At 70.1% G+C, this 18,369-nt stretch carries 15 protein-coding genes; 8 read left to right on the forward strand and 7 right to left on the reverse strand.

What is annotated here, in order from left to right:
- Positions 1–18: 18 nt before the first annotated feature.
- From AFL01nite_RS07455 to AFL01nite_RS07465, 3 genes are read right to left on the reverse strand one after another with little or no spacing between them, the layout of a single operon-like run.
- Complete coding sequence (locus tag AFL01nite_RS07455) at positions 19–900, reverse strand: tRNA (adenine-N1)-methyltransferase (protein WP_146826984.1); 882 nt, start codon at positions 898–900, stop codon at positions 19–21.
- Positions 897–1,814: a M50 family metallopeptidase gene (locus tag AFL01nite_RS07460; RefSeq protein ID WP_146826986.1), complete on the reverse strand. Its 918-nt coding sequence runs from the start codon at positions 1,812–1,814 to the stop codon at positions 897–899. The genes AFL01nite_RS07455 and AFL01nite_RS07460 overlap by 4 nt, the downstream gene beginning before the upstream one ends.
- 9 nt (positions 1,815–1,823) lie before the next feature.
- Positions 1,824–2,495: an HAD family hydrolase gene (locus AFL01nite_RS07465; protein ID WP_146826988.1), complete on the reverse strand. Its 672-nt coding sequence runs from the start codon at positions 2,493–2,495 to the stop codon at positions 1,824–1,826.
- 344 nt (positions 2,496–2,839) lie between these two features.
- Here AFL01nite_RS07465 and AFL01nite_RS07470 point away from each other — a divergent pair, with 344 nt between their 5' ends.
- The gene (locus AFL01nite_RS07470; RefSeq protein WP_146826990.1) at positions 2,840–4,630 is read left to right on the forward strand and encodes a hypothetical protein; all 1,791 of its coding nucleotides are present in this window, start codon (positions 2,840–2,842) and stop codon (positions 4,628–4,630) included.
- Here the strand turns inward: AFL01nite_RS07470 and AFL01nite_RS07475 are convergent.
- Complete coding sequence (locus AFL01nite_RS07475) at positions 4,609–5,229, reverse strand: cation efflux transmembrane domain-containing protein (RefSeq protein ID WP_146826992.1); 621 nt, start codon at positions 5,227–5,229, stop codon at positions 4,609–4,611. The genes AFL01nite_RS07470 and AFL01nite_RS07475 overlap by 22 nt on opposite strands.
- Positions 5,230–5,314: 85 nt before the next feature.
- Between AFL01nite_RS07475 and AFL01nite_RS07480 the strand changes: the two genes are divergently transcribed.
- The 4 genes from AFL01nite_RS07480 (at position 5,315) to AFL01nite_RS07495 (ending at position 12,683) form a co-directional block, all read left to right on the forward strand.
- Positions 5,315–6,778, forward strand: coding sequence for an MDR family MFS transporter (locus AFL01nite_RS07480; protein ID WP_222593433.1), 1,464 nt, complete (start codon positions 5,315–5,317; stop codon positions 6,776–6,778).
- A gap of 47 nt (positions 6,779–6,825) precedes the next feature.
- Complete coding sequence (locus AFL01nite_RS07485) at positions 6,826–7,992, forward strand: epoxide hydrolase family protein (RefSeq protein ID WP_222593434.1); 1,167 nt, start codon at positions 6,826–6,828, stop codon at positions 7,990–7,992.
- 104 nt (positions 7,993–8,096) lie between these two features.
- Positions 8,097–11,825: a methionine synthase gene (gene metH, locus AFL01nite_RS07490; RefSeq protein ID WP_146826996.1), complete on the forward strand. Its 3,729-nt coding sequence runs from the start codon at positions 8,097–8,099 to the stop codon at positions 11,823–11,825.
- Positions 11,826–11,834: 9 nt separating this feature from the next.
- Entirely contained in the window at positions 11,835–12,683 is an 849-nt protein-coding gene (locus tag AFL01nite_RS07495) for a PAC2 family protein (RefSeq protein WP_246119635.1), read from the forward strand.
- Here the strand turns inward: AFL01nite_RS07495 and AFL01nite_RS07500 are convergent.
- Entirely contained in the window at positions 12,650–13,354 is a 705-nt protein-coding gene (locus tag AFL01nite_RS07500) for a hypothetical protein (RefSeq protein ID WP_146826998.1), read from the reverse strand. The genes AFL01nite_RS07495 and AFL01nite_RS07500 overlap by 34 nt on opposite strands.
- Positions 13,355–13,485: 131 nt before the next feature.
- Here AFL01nite_RS07500 and AFL01nite_RS07505 point away from each other — a divergent pair, with 131 nt between their 5' ends.
- A complete protein-coding gene (locus AFL01nite_RS07505; RefSeq protein ID WP_186813861.1) occupies positions 13,486–14,622 on the forward strand; it encodes a sensor histidine kinase in 1,137 nt (378 codons plus the stop codon).
- Positions 14,619–15,272: a response regulator gene (locus AFL01nite_RS07510; RefSeq protein ID WP_146827002.1), complete on the forward strand. Its 654-nt coding sequence runs from the start codon at positions 14,619–14,621 to the stop codon at positions 15,270–15,272. Before AFL01nite_RS07505 ends, AFL01nite_RS07510 begins: the two co-directional genes overlap by 4 nt.
- An 11-nt stretch (positions 15,273–15,283) precedes the next feature.
- On the opposite strand, the gene mshC is transcribed toward AFL01nite_RS07510, so the two are convergent.
- Positions 15,284–16,507 (reverse strand): cysteine--1-D-myo-inosityl 2-amino-2-deoxy-alpha-D-glucopyranoside ligase, encoded by a 1,224-nt coding sequence (gene mshC, locus AFL01nite_RS07515; protein ID WP_146827004.1) that lies wholly within the window; start codon positions 16,505–16,507, stop codon positions 15,284–15,286.
- A gap of 47 nt (positions 16,508–16,554) precedes the next feature.
- On the opposite strand from mshC, the gene corA reads away from it, so the two are divergent.
- Positions 16,555–17,508 (forward strand): magnesium/cobalt transporter CorA, encoded by a 954-nt coding sequence (corA, locus tag AFL01nite_RS07520; protein ID WP_186813864.1) that lies wholly within the window; start codon positions 16,555–16,557, stop codon positions 17,506–17,508.
- 9 nt (positions 17,509–17,517) lie between these two features.
- Here corA and AFL01nite_RS07525 read toward each other — a convergent pair whose 3' ends face one another.
- Complete coding sequence (locus tag AFL01nite_RS07525; RefSeq protein WP_146827008.1) at positions 17,518–18,351, reverse strand: undecaprenyl-diphosphate phosphatase; 834 nt, start codon at positions 18,349–18,351, stop codon at positions 17,518–17,520.
- Between the last annotated feature and the right edge of the window lie 18 nt (positions 18,352–18,369).

Consider the following 18,369-nt stretch of genomic DNA (forward strand, 5'->3'; position numbering starts at 1 on the left):
GTTGAGGCGAGACCCGCGTCAGTCCAGGTCGGCCGGGCGCGGTCCGACGTAGTCGGGCCCGTACGCTCCCGGAGCGGGTCGGCGGGTCTTCGGCATGGGGCGCTGCCCGGGGGCCAGGCGGCGTGCGGTGACCAGGAACGCCGTGTGCCCGTTCATCTTGTGGTTGGGCCGGACGGCGAGGCCCTCGAGGTGCCAGTCACGCACGAGGGTCTCCCACGCGTGCGGCTCGGTGAATCCGGCCGACTCGCGCAGCGACTCGACGAAGCGGGACAGCTGGGTGGTGGTGGCGACGTAGCCGCACACGATGCCGCCGGGCACCAGTCGCTGCAACGCCAGCGGGATGCACGTCCACGGATCGACCATGTCGAGGATGATGCGGTCGACCTCGGGCCCGTCGGCCGCGTCGCGGAGGTCGCCGACCGTCAGCGACCACGTGTCGGGCGACCCGCCGAAGACCTGCTCGACGTTCTTGCGTGCGGTCTCGGCGAAGTCCTCGCGCATCTCGTGCGACTCGAGGCTGCCCTCGGAGCCGATGGCGCGCAGCAGATAGGTGGAGAGGCTGCCGGAGCCGGCCCCCGCCTCGACCACGCGGGCGCCCGGGAAGATGTCGGCCTGCACGAGGATCTGGGCGGCGTCCTTGGGGTAGATGATCGCGGCGCCGCGCGGCATCGAGACGACGTACTCGAACAGCAGCGGGCGGAACACCTGGTACGGGTGCTCGAGCGAGGTGTCGACCACGATCCCCTCGGGGAACCCGATGATGTCGTCGTGGCGGATCTGACCCTTCTTGGTGCTGAACTCCTTGCCGACCTCGAGCCGGATGTTGTGCTTGCGGCCCTTGGGATCGGACAGGCGGACCCACTCGCCCTCGACGAAGGGGCCGGTACGTTGAAGATTCATCCGGCCTCACGATAGGCGCGGTCCACCGTGGACGCGAAGAGGGTGCCCACCACGGCCCCGCGGTCGTCGACGAGGGCGTAGGCGTTGGAGGGATTCTCGGCCATCGCGACGAGCAGGTCGCGGCCGGCGAGCTCGACCGAGATCGGCACGGCACCGACCGGCGGCTCCTCCTCGCGCATGAGCCCCTGCGCCGTCAGCGACCCGAGGCGCGCCAGCACCACCCCCTGCTTGAGGGCGTAGGACGCGCCCTGCCACAGGAAGAGCGCGACGGCCAGCAGCAGCAACGCGCGGCCGATCGCGAAGGTGTCCTCCCCGAACATCATGGCGACCGAGATCGCGACCAGGGCCAGCGCGGCGAGGCGTCCGATCCAGCCGGCGATGCGGACGCCCTTGGCCTCGCTGCCGGTGAGCGCCCAGATCAGGGCGCGCAGCACGCGACCGCCGTCGAGCGGCAGGCCCGGGAGCATGTTGAAGATCGCGATGAGGACGTTGATGAAGCCGACGGACCAGAGCACCGATCGCGTGGCGCCGTCGCTGGCCTGGGCTCCCCACAGCGCCGCCATCCCGATGACGAGCGAGGCGAGCGGGCCGACGATCGACGTGGCGAGCTCCTGCCACGGATGGCGCGAGTCGCCCTCGATGTGCGTCTCGCCGCCGAGCAGGTGCAGCTCGACCATCGGCACGCGCATGCCGAACCAGCGCGCGGCCGCGAGGTGGGCCAGCTCGTGCAGGAACACCGAGACGTAGAGGCTCAGCACGAACACGACGGCCGTCAGGTAGGGGTTCGGCCCGGCGCCCAGCGATTCGAACTGGGGCGCGAAGACGATCACGAGGATCACGCCCATCAACAACAACGACGGGCGTACGCGGATGTCCGCGCCCGCGATGCGCGCGACGCGCCAGCCACCAGCCATGCGTACAACCTACTGGTGTGCGTGCCCCAGACCCGCCAGTCGCGCCAGGTCGGCCAGGTTCACGCCGTCGAGGCTCTTCACCACGGCCCGGAAGGGCGCCTCCGGGACCGTCACGGCGTGCGGGACGGCCACGACGAAGCAGCCGGCGGCGTTCGCCGACGCGGCGCCCGTGCGGGAGTCCTCGATCGCGATGCAGTCCGCCGCGCGGACGCCCAGCATCTCGGCAGCCGTCAGGTACGGCTCGGGGTGTGGCTTGCCCTGGGTGACGGAGTCGCCGGTGACGACCGCGTCGAACCCGAGGGCCTCCACGACGGGCTCGGCGATGTAGGCGTACGACATGGTGACGAGGGCCTGCGGCACGCCGGCCGCGCGGAGCTCCTCGACCAGCTCACGGGCGCCGGGACGCCACTCCTGCTTCTCGCGCAGCGCACTCGCGACGCGGCCGCCGAGCCAGTCGACGATCTCCTCGGGCGTCATGTCGCCGCCGATGCGCTGCTTGATGTAGCGCGCGGCGACGAGCAGGTCGCTGCCGACGAGGTGCAGGGAGTCCTCCTCGGTCCACACGACGCCGTGGTCCTCGGCCAGCTGGTGCTCCCCCGAGATCCACATCGGCTCGGTGTCGACCAGGGTGCCGTCCATGTCCCACAGGACGGCTTTCGGGAGCTTCTGGAGCGAATTCATGCTCTGACCTGCAGTTTCTCGAGGAATGGCGGTGCACGAACTGGCCACACACGCGGCCGGTGCGACTGTCGGTGCGCCTCTCCACCGTAGATCGAGGGTCGCTGACCTTGATGTGCACGGTGGCGCACGACCCATCCACGACTTCCGTCCCAGCAGCATCTGTGTCCACAGTTTGCCTGCAATGTCGGGGCAAACGTGGACACGGCCGAGGGTCCGTGTCAGCCTGATCGCCGTGACGTTGCGAGCCAACGGGCTGCTTCACGGCTGAAGGGTCACTGGCCGTGTCTCATGCTCGGTGCCCACTGAGAGACGCGAGGATGGCGAGTATTCCGATGACGGCCACCATGCCTGACCACGAGGCGGAGAAGACGCAGCCTCGCGTGACACCTGGCGGTGTCCGGGGACAGTCACGAGGAGCCGGTCCGCGCCACACACCGCGCAGCGAATGGCTCCTCGCGGGTGGGTTCAGTGTGCTGCTCGCGGTCGTGATGACGTGGCCCCTGGCCCGTGACGCCGGCCGGGTCATCCCGCACGACCTCGGCGACCCGCTCCTGCAGGCGTACAGCCTCGGTTGGCTGGGTGAGTCGCTTCGCAGCGATCCGGGCGGCCTGTGGGGTTCCAACAGCTTCTGGCCCGCCCCCGACTCGTTCCTGTTCACCGACACCCTTCTCGGCTACGGACCGTTCGCGATGCTGATCACCGGGTACACGAGCGCCCTGGTCGTCTACAACGTCCTGTTCATCGGCACGTTCGCCCTCGCGTTCTTCGGGATGTACGTGTTGCTGCGGCAGCTCGGGGCCCGGTGTGCTGGGTCGGCCGTGGGCGCCGCCGTGTTCGCCTACAGTCCGTGGAAGCTCGCACACCTCGGCCACCTGAACATCCTCTCGGCCGGCGGGATCGTGCTCTCCCTGGCGTTGTTCGCCCGCGGACACGGCTGGTCGCTGCGTCACGGATTCCGGCCCGAACGTCAACAGCCGGGCTGGGTCATCGCCGGTTGGCTGGTCGCCCTGTGGCAGTTCAGCATCGGCGCTGCTCTCGGCCTGGCCTTCATGTACGTGCTGCTGGTGATCGCGGTGATCGTCGGCGGCTGGTGGCTCCTCAAGCGACCTGCGGTGCGTCGATCGATCATCGTTGCCGACGGCGCGGGCGGGACGATCTTCGCCCTCGGCGTGCTGTGGATCGCGAGCAAGCACGCGGCTGTCGCCGATGCGTATCCCGAGGTCGTGCGACCTTACGACTACGTCAAGTTCTTCAGCCCGACCATGCAGGGCTTCATCACTGCTCCGTCGGAATCGCGGCTCTGGGGTGCCGCGCACGAAGCGGCCCGCGCCGACATGACGTGGGCTCCCGAGCAGACCCTTCTGGTGGGTTTCACGGCTCTGGTGTTGGCGGTCGCGGGCCTGACCTGGTCGGTCTGGAGCGGGCGGCAGCGGATCGGGCTCGCTCTTGGCATCGCGATCACGACGGCGCTCGCGCTGGGGCCGAACTTCTACCACGACGGAGCGTGGACCTGGCAGGTGCTGTACGACTACGCACCCGGGTTCGACTCGGTTCGGTCGACGGGACGAACGGTCCTCTATCTCACCATCATCCTGGGCATCCTGGTCGCCGGGCTCCTGACCAAGGCAGCCGACACGGCTGACGAACTGGCCACCGTGATCCAGCGAGGGCGCGACAGCCGAGGCCCGATCCTGAGAGCGCCGCGGCGGGTCCATGCGCTGCTGTTCCTCCCACTGGCGCTGGTGTTGTTCGAGGGTCTGTCGTCTGCCCAGAACTTCGAACCCCGGCAGGCTCCCGTGGCCGTGTCCCGGTTGGAAGGTCCGGCACTGTTCCTCCCGTCAGACGGACGCGACACGAATGTGCAGTTCTGGACGATCGACGGGTTCGTGGACATGGCGAACGGCAGCGCTGCCTTCACGCCGGCGAAGCTGGAGAAGCTTCGCGACACCTCGAAGCTCTTCCCGTCCGCGAGTTCGCTCCGTGACCTACGCGGTGCAGGGATCAAGACGGTCGTCGTCATTCCCGCCTGGCTTCCCGGAAGCGAATGGTCCTCCCTGGACACCACGATCGATCCCCCCGGTGTCGATGTCGAACGGACCGGCGAAGCAGTGATCTACCACCTCGACGCTGACTGACGCTCCTCCTCGCTGACCTCCCAGACCTCGTGGGCGGCATGCAGCGCCAGGCCGATGATCAGGCAGCCAAGGACCAGGTCGGGCCACCCGGATTCGCTCCACAGGGTGACGCCGGCCATGGCGATGATCGCCACGTTGACCAGCACGTCGTTGCGGGCCGACAGGAACGCCGCCCTGCTCAGCGAACCGCCGTGATGCCGGACGCTGACGAGCAGCCAGGCGCTCAGGCCGTTCACGAGGACGGCCCCGAGGGACGCCAGGACGACCGGGACGACCGCGGGCGCGACGGGCTCGGAGAACCGCTGCGCCGCCTGCCAGGCCGCCACGGCTGCCGGCCCCACGATGATCAGTGCCATCGCCTTGCCCATCACGGCGCGCCGGGCCAGCGGCCACCCCAGGGCGACGAAGATGAGCAGGTTGACGGCGGTGTCCTCGAGGAAGTCGACGCTGTCGGCCAGCAGCGAGACCGACCCGGCCGCCAGGGCGACGGTGAACTCGACGAAGAAGTACGACAGGTTCAAGCCGGCCACGATCAGCACGGCGCGGCGGAGACTCCGTGCGTCGACGGAGTGCGGAAGCCGCTGGTCGTCTGCGCCCATGGTGATCCGAACCTACCCGCAGCGGTGAGAGTGATCACTGTGACCGGTGGGAACACGGGACGCTCCGGTCTGGTTGAGGACCTTCGTGACCATCGACACCGCCGCGCCCCCGACGCCGACCACCGACCGCACCGGCCGCCTCATCGCGCTCCTCGTTGGCTCGGCGTTCGTCGTGATCCTCAACGAGACGATCATGAGCGTCGCGCTGCCCGAGCTCATGAGGGAGTTCGACGTCCCGGCGGCGACGGCGCAGTGGCTCACGACCGCCTTCCTGCTGACGATGGCCGTCGTCATCCCGATCACCGGCTTCCTGTTGACGCGCTACCCGCTGCGCCGGGTGTTCATGGCCGCGATGATCTCGTTCACCGCGGGCACGCTGCTCGCGGCGCTGGCGCCGACGTTCGCGGTGCTGGTCGCGGCGCGTGCCGTCCAGGCCGTCGGCACCGCGCTGATGATGCCGCTGCTGATCACCACGATCCTCAACGTCGTCCCGGCGCACCGGCGTGGCCGCATGATGGGCACGGTCTCCATCGTCATCTCGGTCGCCCCGGCCATCGGCCCGACGATCTCGGGCATCGTGCTCGACCAGCTCGACTGGCGCTGGATGTTCTGGCTCGTGCTGCCGATCGCGCTGGTCTCGCTCGGCCTCGGTGCCGCCTGGGTGCGCAACGTGACCGAGCCGATCGACGTCCCGATCGACGTCCTGTCCGTGGTCCTGTCCGCCTTGGCGTTCGGCGGCCTGATCTACGGCCTGAGCAGCATCGGCGAGGCCGCGGCGGGCGACGTCCCGGTCTCCCCCGCCGTCCCGCTCGTGGTCGGCGCAGCCGCGTTGGTCCTCTTCGTCCTGCGGCAGCTGTCGCTGCGTGAGCGCGCCCTGCTCGACCTGCGCACCTTCGCCCACCGCACCTTCACGATCGCCGCCGGCCTGGTCGCCGTCAGCATGATGGCGCTCTTCGGCACCCTGATCCTGCTCCCGATCTACCTGCAGAACGTCCTCGAGCTCAGCACCCTGGACACCGGTCTGGTGCTGCTGCCCGGCGGACTGACCATGGGCCTGCTCGCCCCGTTCGTCGGCCGCCTCTTCGACCAGCACGGCCCGCGCCCGCTCGTGGCTCCCGGGGCCGCGCTCACCGCGGTCGCTCTGGGCCTGATGTCGATGTTCGACACGGACACGAGTCAGGGCACGGTCGTCGCGATCCACGTGCTGATGAGCGTCGGCCTCGCGCTGATGTTCACGCCGCTGATGACGTCGGCGCTCGGCTCGCTGCCGCAGCACCTGTACTCGCACGGCAGCGCGACCGTCTCGACGTTGCAGCAGGTCGCCGGCGCCGCCGGCACGGCGCTCTTCGTGACGGTGATGACCCGTCGTTCGGTGGCCGACCTCGAGTCCGGCTCGTCGGTGGTCGACGCCACGGCCGCCGGCGTGCACGCCGCACTGTTCTACGGAGGTGCGATCTCCGCGGTGGCCGTCGTCGTCGCCCTCTTCGTGCGCGGCCCGAAGTCCGCGGCGCCCGTCGCCGAGGACGTGGCAGAACCCGTCTCGCTCTGAGGTCATTCGGGGGGAGCCCTGCGCCCCGCCGCTTGTAGTGTCGGCAGATGGCCGCCGTGCGCGAGTTCACGATCGACATCCCCGACTCGACCCTGGTCGACCTGCGCGGGCGCCTGCGGCGGACGCGACTCGCGCGCCGGGTCGGCACGGAGTGGGACGCCGGCACCGATCCCGACTACCTCGCGGCGTTCGTGTCGGCGTGGGCGGAGTTCGACTGGCGGCCCACCGAGCACACGATCAACCAGATTCCGCAGCGCCTGATTCGCGCGGGCGGCGCCGACATCCACGTGCTTCACGCACCGGGGCGGGTGGCCGCCGGTCAGGCGGCACTGCCGTTGGTGCTGACGCACGGGTGGCCCAGCTCGTTCTTCGAGTTCCTGTCCCTGATCGGGCCGCTGACCGACCCGGCGGCCCACGGTGGGGACGCCGCCGACGCCTTCGACGTGGTCATCCCGTCGCTTCCCGGCTTCGGGTTCTCCTCGCGACTGCCGCAGGGCCCGACCGAGCCGTCGCGCATCGCCGCGGTCTGGGTGGAGGTGATGGAAGCGCTCGGGTACACGGCGTTCGGTGCCTACGGCGGCGACATCGGCTCACACGTCACCAACTTCCTCGGCGCGCACCACCCGGAGCGTGTGGTCGGACTGTTCACGCACCATCCGAACCTGCACCCCGTCCTCGACCCGGACGTCCCCCTGTCCCCAGCCGATGTGCGGTACCTGGCGCAGCGAGGCAACGACGCCGGCGCCCACGACGACGGCTATGCGGCGATCCAGGCCACCCGCGGCGACTCGCTCGCCGCGGGACTCTCTGACTCCCCCGCCGGACTGGCGGCCTGGCTGCTCGAGAAGTACCGCGAGTGGAGCGACTGCGACGGAGACCTCGAGTCCTCGATTGACCGACGCACCCTGATGAGCATCGCCACCCTGTACTGGGCCACCAACACCATCGGCACCTCGTTCCTGCCCTACCGAGATGACGACGCCACTCCCCCGCTGCCGCCCGTCACCGTGCCGGCCGGACTGATCCTCACCCCCGAGGACGCCGTGTACCCGCGCGAGTTCGCCGACCGGACCTACCGCGACATCCGACTGTGGCGCGGACCCGAGTCCGGCGGGCACTTCCTGGCCCTCGAGCAGCCCGGACGCCTCATCCGTGACCTGCGCGACTTCTTCCGTCCACTCCGCGGCGGTCGCCTTTCGTGTCAACGGGACTGACGTATGCTCGTGGCCACAGTTCGGATCCTTCCCGAAGCCCAGGCGAGCCCGCCGCCGGCTGGAAGATCCCAGCAGCCCCCATGTTGTAAACGCTGAGGATTTCCATGACCGATTTCGTTCCGCAGTTCCGCCCCGACGCCACCGACGCCCTCACCGAGGCGATGGCGCGGCGGATCCTCGTGCTCGACGGCGCGATGGGAACCGCGATCCAGCGCGACCGTCCCGACGAGGGCGGCTACCGGGGCGAGCGGTTCGCGCAGTGGTCCTGCGACGTCCAGGGCAACAACGACCTCCTCACCCTGACGCAGCCCGACATCATCGCCGGGATCCATCGTGAGTACCTCGAGTCCGGTGCGGACATCATCGAGACGAACACGTTCAACGCCAATGCGATCTCCTTGCGCGACTACGACATGGTCGACCTGGCGTACGAGCTGAACTACGCCTCGGCGCAGCTCGCGCGGTCTGCCGTGGAAGCGGTCCAGACCCCCGACCATCCCCGGTACGTCGCCGGCGCCCTCGGCCCGACGACGCGCACCGCGTCCATCTCCCCCGACGTCAACGACCCCGCCGCCCGCAACGTCACGTGGGACGAGCTGGTCGACGCCTACCTGACCGCCGCGCGCGGCCTCCTCGACGGTGGCGCCGACCTGCTGATGATCGAGACGATCTTCGACACACTCAACGCGAAGGCCGCGATCTTCGCCGTCGAGACGCTCTTCGAGGAGACCGGCCGTCGCTGGCCCGTCGTCATCTCGGGCACCATCACCGACGCGTCCGGACGCACCCTCTCGGGCCAGACCGTCGAGGCGTTCTGGAACTCGGTGCGGCACGTCAAGCCGCTGCTGGTCGGCCTGAACTGCGCCCTCGGCGCCGACGAGATGCGCCCCTACATCGCCGAGCTCTCGCGCATCGCCGACTGCCACATCTCCTGCTACCCCAACGCGGGCCTGCCGAACGCGTTCGGCGAGTACGACGAGTCGCCCGACCAGACCGCGGCGATCCTGCGCGAGTTCGCCGAGAGCGGCTTCTTCAACGTCGTCGGCGGATGCTGTGGAACGACCCCGGCCCACATCGCCGAGATCGCCCGCAGCGTCGACGGACTGACCCCGCGAGAGGTGCCCGAGATCGCGCCCGCCCTGCGCCTGTCAGGCCTCGAGCCGCTGACGGTCACCGAGGAGTCGCTCTTCGTCAACGTCGGCGAGCGCACCAACATCACCGGCTCGGCGAAGTTCCGCAATCTCATCAAGGCCGAGGACTACCCGGCCGCGCTGGCGGTGGCACTGCAGCAGGTCGAGAACGGCGCGCAGGTCATCGACATCAACATGGACGAGGGCATGATCGACGGCGTCGCCGCGATGGACCGGTTCTGCAAGCTCATCGCTGCCGAGCCCGACATCAGCCGGGTCCCCGTCATGGTCGACTCCTCCAAGTTCGAGGTCATCGAGACAGGCCTGAAGGCCATCCAGGGCAAGTGCATCGTGAACTCGATCTCCATGAAGGAGGGCGAGGAGCGCTTCGTCGAGCACGCGCGGCTCTGCCGCAAGTACGGCGCCGCGATCGTCGTCATGGGCTTCGACGAGGAGGGCCAGGCCGACAACCTCGAGCGCCGCCGGCAGATCGCCGGGCGCGCGTACCGGATCCTGACCGAGGAGGTCGGCTTCCCGGCCGAGGACATCATCTTCGACCCCAACGTGTTCGCCGTCGCCACGGGCATCGAGGAGCACGCGCGGTACGGGCTCGACTTCATCGAGGCCACCGCGTGGATCAAGGAGAACCTGCCGGGCGCCCTGGTCTCCGGCGGCGTCTCGAACGTCTCCTTCTCGTTCCGCGGCAACAACACGGTCCGCGAGGCCATCCACGCCGTGTTCCTGTTCCACGCCATCAAGGCCGGCATGGACATGGGCATCGTCAACGCCGGTGCGCTGGTGCCGTACGACACCGTGCCTGCCGAGCTGCGCGACCGCATCGAGGACGTCATCCTCAACCGTCGCGAGGACGCCGCCGAGCGCCTGCTCGAGATCGCGTCCGACTACGCCGGCACGACCGAGAAGTCCGAGGCCACCGCCGAGGAGTGGCGCTCGCTGCCCGTCGGCGAGCGGATCACGCACGCGCTCGTCAAGGGCATCGACGCGCAGGTCGAGGAGGACACCGAGGAGCTCCGCCAGCTCATCTCCGACCGCGGCGGCAAGCCGATCGAGGTCATCGAGGGCCCGCTGATGGACGGCATGAACGTCGTCGGCGACCTGTTCGGCGCGGGCAAGATGTTCCTGCCGCAGGTGGTCAAGTCCGCCCGCGTCATGAAGAAGGCCGTCGCGTACCTGATCCCCTTCATCGAGGCCGAGAAGTCGCCCGACGACGTCAGCAACAGCAACGGCACGGTCATCATGGCCACCGTCAAGGGCGATGTGCACGACATCGGCAAGAACATCGTCGGCGTCGTCCTGCAGTGCAACAACTACGACGTGATCGACCTCGGCGTCATGGTGCCCGCGCAGAAGATCCTCGACGCCGCGCGCGAGCACCACGCCGACGCGATCGGCCTGTCCGGCCTGATCACGCCGTCGCTCGACGAGATGGAGAACTTCGCCGCCGAGATGGCGCGCCAGGAGTTCGACATCCCGCTGCTGATCGGCGGCGCCACCACGTCGCGGGCCCACACCGCGGTCAAGGTCGACCGCAAGTACCCCGGCCCCGTCGTCTGGGTGAAGGACGCCTCGCGCTCGGTGCCGGTCGTGGCCGCGCTGCTGTCCGACGAGCAGCGTCCCGGCCTGCTCGCCGATCTCAAGACCGACTACGACGCCCTGCGCGAGCGCCACGCCTCCCGGGGCGACGCACGGACGATCCTGCCCCTGCCGGCCGCCCGCGCGGACGCGACGCCGATCGACTGGTCCGCGTACACGCCTCCCGTCCCGAACGCTCTCGGCGTGCACGAGTTCGGTCCGTACCCGCTCGGCGAGCTGCGCGAGTACATCGACTGGCAGCCGTTCTTCAACGCGTGGGAGATGAAGGGCTCGTTCCCGGACATCCTCAACTCCCCCACCCACGGTGAGGCGGCGCGCAAGCTCTACGAGGACGCGAACGAGATGCTCGATCGCATGATCGCCGAGGACTGGCTGACCGCCCGCGGCGTGGCCGGGCTCTTCCCGGCGGCGCGCGACGGCGACAGCACGATCGTGTACACGGACGAGTCGCGCACGACCGAGCTGACGCGCTTCGAGCACCTGCGCCAGCAGACCGAGCACCGCAAGGGCGTCCCCCACCGCTCGCTCGCCGACTTCATCGCCCCGGTCGACTCCGGCCGCCCGGACTATGTCGGCGCCTTCGCCGTCACCGCCGGGCTCGGCAGCACCGAGAAGGTCAAGGCATTCAAGGCCGAGCTCGACGACTACTCGGCGATCATGGTCGAGGCCCTGGCCGACCGCCTCGCCGAGGCCTTCGCCGAGCGCCTGCACGAGCGCGTCCGCACCGAGCTGTGGGGCTACTCCCCCGACGAGAAGCTCAGCAACACCGAGCTGATCAAGGAGAAGTACGACGGTGTCCGGCCCGCCCCGGGCTACCCGGCGTGCCCAGAGCACACGGAGAAGCGCACGATCTGGTCCCTGCTCGAGGTCGAGGAGCGCACCGGCATCGAGCTGACCGAGTCCATGGCGATGTGGCCGGGCGCCTCCGTCAGCGGCCTGTACTTCTCGCATCCGCAGTCGCAGTACTTCGTGCTGGGACGCATCGGGCGCGACCAGGTCCAGGACTATGCCGAGCGCAAGGGCTGGACCATCGCCGAGGCCGAGCGCTGGCTGTCGCCGAACCTCGGCTATCGCACCGAGGATGAGTAGGCTGAAGGGGTGACCGACGCCCAGATCCCCGTCCTGAGGAACCCGTGGATGGTGGCCGCGTTCGAGGGCTGGAACGACGCCGCCGACGCGGCCACGAGCACGGTCGACCACCTCATCGAGGAATGGGACGCCGAGGTCTTCGCCGAGCTCGATCCGGAGGAGTTCTACGACTTCCAGGCGGTGCGCCCGGTGATCGCCCCGTCGGAGAACGGCGTGCGCGAGATCGTGTGGCCGACTCCCACGCTGTACTTCGCGCGGCCGCCGCGGATGGACCGCGACGTGCTGCTGCTGCGCGCGGTCGAGCCGAACTACCGCTGGCAGACGTTCTGCTCCTCGGTGGTCGAGCTCGCCCAGCGTGCGGGCGTCCAGGAGCTCATCACGCTCGGCGCCCTGCTGGCCGACACCCCGCACACGCGCCCGGTCCCGGTCACCGGCTCGACCAACGACCCGGTGCTGATGGAGCGGCTGTCGCTCGACCAGTCCCGGTACTCCGGCCCGATCGGCATCACGACGGTCCTGGGCGACGTCGCCGCCCGTGCCGGGCTGGCCACGGCCGGCATCTGGGCGGCGGTGCCGCACTACGTGGCCGAGCCGCCCTGCTACAAGGCCACGCTGGGACTGCTCGGCGCGGTCGAGGACGCCGTCGGCGTCGGCCTGCCCCAGGGTGTGCTGCGTGAGATGGCGGAGGCCTGGCAGCGCGGCGCCGACGACCTGCTCGGACAGGACGAGGACCTGCTGGAGTACGTCCAGTCCCTCGAGACCGAGCACGACGCCGGCGACCTCCCCGAGGCCTCCGGCGACGCGATCGCCCGTGAGTTCGAGCGCTACCTGCGCCGTCGCGGCGACGACATCGCCTGACCGCCTCGGACCGACGCGAGCTCATCGTCGCGCGTCTCCCGCCACAGCGACCACCCGATCAGGCCCCACACGAGCATCCGAGGCCACATCCCGAGAGCCTGGGTCGACACGGCGACGAGGGCGACGCTCAGCGGCAGGTCCAGGGCCAGCACCCAGGCCGCCGCGCGCGGCTGGAACCGGGCCCGGAGCAACCCGATGCCCAGGGTGATGCTGGCCGGGATCCCGATCAGCATCCCGAGCAGCATCACCAGGTAGCCGGTGTCGACGACGCCCAGCCAGTACACCGCGAACTGCGCCGCACACATGACCGCGTAGCTCAGGATCGACAGCCGCCAACCCCACCGCTCCGTGCGGCCCAGGCGGGACGGGCGACGGCTCCACGTGGCGAGCAGGCAGGCACTCACCGCCAGCAGGGCGATCAGGTTGAACTTCCCGTAGGTCAGGTAGACGGTGTCCGCGCTGCCGAAGTCCAGCAACCACGGCTGCAGGGCGTCCAGCGCCGGCCGGGCCCACCACGAGGCGAGCGGGTTGTCGAGGTCCGTACGCCCGTCGGCGGTCTGCATCCGGGCCAGGGCGTTGAGCGGCGCGAACACCAGGCTGGCGACGGCAAGGACGACGGCGGCCACGCCGCATCGGCGGATGGTCGTGTCGGTGAACGATGGTCGCTGCATGGTGAGCTCCTCAGGTTCGATTGCCTCAGACGCTAGGGCGGGGCGACCCTGCGGGGCATCGGCCCCGCGGTCGTCTCGGCTCCACCCTCGGGTTGATTCCGACGGGTCCCCCACCGGCGTAATCTCCGAGCATGGAGGGGAGACGCCCCCGTCTGACGCGCGGTGACTGGCTGCTGCCGGCCGTGCTGGCGGTCGTGGGCGTCGGCGAGGTCTTCACCGTCGACGACCTGCCCCGCCTCCCGGGTCTCGTGGCGGTGCTCCTGCCGTGCGCGCTCCTCGTGGGCCGCCGCCCCCTCCCGCTGGTGTTCGCCACACCGGCGGTCGGCGTCGTCATGCTCAGCAGTCATCTCGGCCTGCCCGACGACGCGCTCACCACTCCCCTGCTCGTCGTGTTCGCCGGCTGCTTCGCACTCGGTCGCCACGAGCGCGTCGCGGCCAGGGGCGCCCTGGTCCTGGTAGCTCTCAACACCGCGTTCCACCTCCTCGGCGCGTGGCGGGTGCCGCTGTTCGGCGACGTGCTGTGGGCGGGCGGTCTGTCCTTCCTCCCCTGGTTCTTCGGGCGACTCGTCCTCGCCCACGCGCGCCAGAGCGAGCAGCTCGCCGAGCAGGGCCGCCGACTCGTCGAGGAGCAGCGTCAGGTCGCCGAGCGGGCCGTCGCCGACGAGCGTCGTCGGATCGCGCGCGAGCTGCACGACGTGATCGCCCACGCGGTCAGCGTCATGGTCGTCCAGGCGGGTGCGGCGCGCGAGCTCGTCGGCTCCGACGACGTGGCGGCGGACGCGGCGCTGGACGAGGTGCAGCGCGCCGGTCGCGGCGCGCTCACCGAGACCGGCCGGCTGCTCGGACTCCTGCGCGCGGAGGAGGACTGCGAGGTGACACCTCAGCCGTCCGTCGACGACGTCGCCCGCCTCGTCGAGGACTTCCGCGGCTCCGGCCTCGACGTCTCCCTCGCGATGCGTGGCAGCACCGCGGGGCTGCCGGCCGCGCTGGAGCTCTCCGTCTTCCGGATCGTGGAGGAAGGCCTCACCAACGCGCTCAAGCACGCGCCCGGTGCCCGCGTGCACATCGACGTCCGGCGCGAGAACGACGCGGTGGAGGTGGCGATCACGAGTGACGGCGGCGGTCCGCGGGTCGCGCCGTCCGGCGGACACGGGCTGGTCGGGATGCGTGAGCGCGTGGCGATGTTCGGTGGCTCGCTCTCGACCGGGCCCACCGACACCGGCGGGTACCTCGTGGACGCGCGCCTTCCGGTGGGCGAGACACCATGACGAGCGTGGTGCTGGTCGACGACCAGGAGCTGATTCGCGCCGGGTTGCGGGTGATGCTGGAGGCTCACGGCGTCGAGGTGCTCGGAGAGGCGGCCGACGGGCGGGCCGGTGTCGACCTCGTCCGGCGGGCCCGGCCGGACGTCTGCCTGATGGACCTCCGGATGCCGGGACTCGACGGGATCGAGGCGACCCGGCTGCTCGTCGCCGAGGGCACGACGACGCGCATCCTGGTGCTGACGACCTACGACCTCGACGAGCTGGTGCACGCCGCCCTGCGGTCGGGCGCCGCCGGCTTCCTGCTCAAGAGCACCCCGGTCGCGCGTCTGGTCGACGGCATCGACGTCGTGGCCTCGGGCGACGCCCTGCTGGCGCCATCACTCACGCGCCGGCTCATCGAGCAGCACCTGGCAGCACCGTCACCGGGACGTGCCGCAGCGTTCACCACCGGCCTGACCGATCGCGAGCGCGAGGTGCTCGAGCTCGTGGGCCGTGGGCTGTCGAACGACGAGATCGCCGCCGAGCTGTTCGTGTCCCACGCGACCGTGAAGTCGCACGTCAACCACGTGTTCGCCAAGCTCGGCGTCACGAGCCGGGTCCAGGCCGTCGTGCTCTGCTACGAGCACGGGCTGGTGGTACCGGGCCGCGCCTGATCCGGCGAGGGTCAGAGCTCGATGCCGAGCAACGCGTCGACGGCGGCGCGCACGGTGGCGGACGACTCGGTGTCGTCGCCCCGGGACGCCGTCCAGGCATCCACGGCCTTGAGCGCGGCGGGCGCGTCCAGGTCGTTCGCGAGCGCCCCACGGAGCTGGTCCACGAGCTCTCGACCGGACGGACCCGCCGACCGGTCCGCGGCGGCACGCCAGCGGGCCAGGCGATCCTCGGCGACCACGATCTCGTCACCGAACCACTCCCAGTCCTCGCGGTAGTGGTGCGAGAGCAGGGCGAGGCGGATCGCCATCGGGTCGTGGCCCTCGGCGCGCAGCTTCGAGACGAGCACCAGGTTGCCCTTGGACTTGCTCATCTTCTCGCCCTCGTACCCGACCATCCCGGCGTGCACGTACGCACGGGCGAAGGGCTCACCGGTGGCGACCTCGGCCTCGGCGGCCGACATCTCGTGGTGCGGGAAGACCAGGTCCGATCCTCCACCCTGGACGTCGAAGCCGGTGCCGAGGTGGTGCAGCGCGATCGCCGAGCACTCGATGTGCCAGCCCGGCCGGCCGCGTCCCAGCTCGGTGTCCCAGGCGGGCTCACCCGGACGCTCGGCCTGCCACAACAGGCAGTCCAGCGGATCCCGCTTGCCGCTGCGCTCGGGGTCGCCGCCGCGCTCGCCGAACACCCGCAGCATCGTCGCCGTGTCGAAGCCGGAGACCTCGCCGAAGCTCGGAGCCGAGCGGACGTCGAAGTACAGGTCGTCGTCGACACGGTAGACGGCGCCCGTGAACTTCAGCCGGTTGATCAGGTCCACCACGAGCGGGATCGACTCGACCGCCCCGACGTAGTGCTCGGGCGGCAGCACCCGCAGGGCCGTCATGTCCTCACGGAACAGCTGGGTCTCGCGCTCGGCGAGGGCGACCCAGTCCATGCCGGTGGCGGTGGCCCGCTCGAGCAGCGGGTCGTCGACGTCGGTGACGTTCTGCGTGTAGTGGACGTCGAGGCCGCGATCGAGCCACGCGCGCTGCAGGAGGTCGAAGGCCAGGTACGTGTTGGCGTGCCCGAGGTGGGTCGCGTCGTACGGCGTGATGCCACAGACGTAGAGACGGGCGGCGGACTCGGGATCGACCGGGACGGCCCGGCCGGCGGCGGTGTCGTGCACCTGGACCGGTGGTCCGTCACCGAGCCCGGAGTCCGAGAGTCGTGGGATCGGTGGGCGGGACCAACTCTGCATGTCGTTGAGCCTATCGGGACGCGGAAGTCCACAATGAGCAGGTGATCATGGACTGTGCGCTCTATGTCGGCGGCGTGCGCGAGGAGACCGACAACGACCCGCACACGCTGGACGACACCCTGGCTCGGCTCGGGCAGGGCGACTTCCTGTGGGTCGGCGTCGTCGACCCCACGCACGAGGAGATGGAGCGACTCGGGGACGCGCTGGGGATGCACCCGCTGGCCGTCGAGGACACGCTCGGCGCGCACCAGCGACCCAAGGTCGAGCGGTACAGCGACCACGTCTTCATCTCGATGCGCAGCGTCTCGTACAGCGACGACGACATCACCACCAACGAGGTCAACCTCTGCCTCGGCGCGAACTACCTGCTGACGGTGCGCCACGGGGGTCCGTCACTGGGCGAGGCCCGGCACCGGGCCGAAGAGGCCACCGAGCGGCTCGAGCGCGGACCGATCGCGGCGCTGCACGCGGTGGTCGACGCGATCGTCGACCACTACGAGGACGTGGCGGCCGAGCTGGTCACCGACGTCGAGGAGGTCGAGAACTCGGTCTTCTCCCCCGACCGCACCGAGGACTCGCGCCGCATCTACCGGCTCAAGCGCGAGACGCTCGAGTTCCGGCACGCCGTCGCGCCGTTGCGCGATCCGATCAGCCGCTTCGCGGTCGTGGCCGAGCCCGAGGAGCTGCGGCCCTACTTCCGCGACATCGCCGACCACCTGCACCGCGCGCTGGACGCCATCGACTCGATCGACAGCCTGCTCGGCAACGCGCTGAACGCCCACCTGGCGCAGCTGAGCGTCCAGCAGAACGAGGACATGCGCAAGCTCACCGCGGGCGCCACGCTGTTCGCGATCCCCACCGCCGTCGCCGGCGTCTACGGGATGAACTTCGAGCACATGCCCGAGCTCTCGTGGACCTACGGCTACCCCGCCTGCGTCGCCGCCATGGGCGCCGTCTGCTTCGCGGTCTACCGGCGTTTCAAGCGCTCCGGCTGGCTGTAGGGAGGCGGGTCAGGCGGCGACGGCGCCGTTCAGCACGCCGGCAGCCAGCAGCAGGAGCACCACGGCGCCGAGGGCGACGCGGTAGACCACGAACGGCGTGTAGGAGTTCTTGCTGACGTACTGCAGCAGCCAGTGGATGACGGCGAGGCCCACGACGAACGACACCACCGTGCCGACGATCGTGGGCATCGTGCCGTAGGCGTTCTCGCCGCCGGGGATGTCCTTGAGCTTGTAGATGCCGGCGCCGACGACGGCCGGGATCGCCAGCAGGAACGCGTACCGCGTGGCGGCCCGGCGGTCGTAGCCGAGGAGGAGCCCCATCGAGATCGTGGCGCCCGAGCGCGAGACACCCGGGACCAGCGCGCACGCCTGCGCGAGGCCGAGCAGGATCGCGTCGCGCATCGCGAGGTCCTCGATCGGCTTGACCTTGCGGCCGACCCGCTCGGCCAGCCCGAGCACGAGGCCCAGCACGATCAGCATCGTGCCGATGAACCACAGGTTGCGGAACTCCCGGTCGATGAGGTCCTCCAGCAGCACGCCCAGGATCACGATCGGCAGGGAGCCGATGATGATGAACCAGCCCATCCGCCACTCGGGAGCCTGCCGGGCCTCGGCGCTGACGACGCCGCGCACCCAGCCCGATCCGATGGTCCAGATGTCGCGCCAGAAGTAGAGGATCACCGCCAGCTCGGTGCCGATCTGGACCACGGCGGTGTAGGCCGCGCCCGGGTCCTCCCAGCCGAGCAGCTGGGGCACGATCGCGAGGTGCGCGCTGCTGGAGATGGGCAGGAATTCGGTGAGTCCCTGGACGATGCCCAGGATCACGGAGCGCAGCAGATCCACCGTGCGAGCCTACACACG

The organism is Aeromicrobium flavum, assembly GCF_007992115.1.
Taxonomy (GTDB): Bacteria; Actinomycetota; Actinomycetes; order Propionibacteriales; family Nocardioidaceae; genus Aeromicrobium; species Aeromicrobium flavum.